Origin of the sequence: Nocardioides sp. J54 (assembly GCF_000519005.1) — a bacterium.
Lineage (GTDB): Bacteria > Actinomycetota > Actinomycetes > Propionibacteriales > Nocardioidaceae > Nocardioides.
Map to the genome: position 1 here is coordinate 1 of NZ_JAER01000077.1, position 1296 is coordinate 1296.

Annotated in this window: 1 protein-coding gene; it reads left to right on the forward strand. The window is 69.6% G+C overall.

What is annotated here, in order from left to right; genetic code table 11:
- Positions 1–1267: IS110 family transposase (locus tag NOCJ54_RS0122565; protein WP_028657287.1), on the forward strand; the 1267-nt coding region annotated here is incomplete at its 5' end.
- Between the last annotated feature and the right edge of the window lie 29 nt (positions 1268–1296).

Genomic DNA, 1296 nt, shown 5'->3' on the forward strand with positions numbered 1-1296 from the left:
GGAGGTGGTCTTCGAGCCGACCGGGCCGGCCTGGCTACCGATCGCGGTGTTCTTCACCGCTCGGGGCCATCTGGTGTTCCGGGTGTCCTCGGCCAAAGCCGCGGACCTGCGCCGGTTCTTGTCCCGGCACGCGAAGAGCAACGGCATCGACGCCGACACTCTGGCCCGGCTGCCGCTGGTCGCACCGGACGCGGTGCGCCCGCTGCAGCTGCCGGATGTCGAGGTTGCTGCGCTGGATCGACGGGTCCGTGCCGTCGACCGGCTCACCCGGCTCGCGTCCGAGCACAAGGTCCGGATCAAGGACCTGGTCCGGCAGCTGATGCCGATGACGCCGCTGACCGGCGACTTGGGTGCAGCCGATCTGGCGGTCTTGGAACGGTGGGCCGACCCCCGCGCACTGCTCAAGGCCGGGCGGGCTCGGCTGACGGCGGTCATCGTGAAGGCGTCCAACAACCACCTGGGCGTCGCTCGTGCCGAACAGTGGCGCGAAGCTGCGGCTGCCGCGGTCGAGCTCTACGGCGACCATCCCGCGATCGCATGGTCCGACCTGGCCGCCGAAGTCGTCACCGAGGTCGCCCTGCTGCGCGCGGTTCAGACCCAGCTCGCCCAGCACGCGGCCGCTTGCGAGGAGGCCTACCGATGGGTCGACGTCGGACAGCTCGCCCGCACCCTGCCCGGTGTCGCCGAGGTCAGCGGACCCGTGTTGGCCGCAGCGATCGGCGACCCACGGCGGTTCCCCAGCGGCAGGCACTTCAAGTCCTTCGCCGGACTCGCACCCAAGGCCAGCGAGACCGGAGAGACCGACCGCAAGGGCCAGCCGATGAGCAAGGCCGGCTCGAGCCTGCTACGCGTCACCTTGATCCGTGCCGCCGATCACGCCCGCAAACACGACCCCCAGCTGGCACGGGTCTACTACCAGCAGATGGTCGAACGCGGCGCTGACCACCTCAAGGCCAACTGCGTCGTTGCCGGCCACCTCGCCGAACGCTTCTGGGCCGTCATGCGCCGCGGCATGCCCTACGTCATCTGCGACACCGACGGCACCCCCGTCACCGCAGCGCAGGCCAAGCAGATCATCGCCCAGCAGTGGACCGTCCCACCCGAGGTGCGCTCGCGCCGCCGCAGCAAGAAGGCGGGGAAGGCCCCTCACCAAGCCCCAGCGGGGCATGCAAAGCCAGACACCCAACGGCGTCGGCACACGAGGCGACCTTCCCCACCAACGATCCTGACAACCGGCATCGACGACGTCAAACAACCCGCCACTTGACGCCTGATCCCCAATAGGGAATCAGCCGA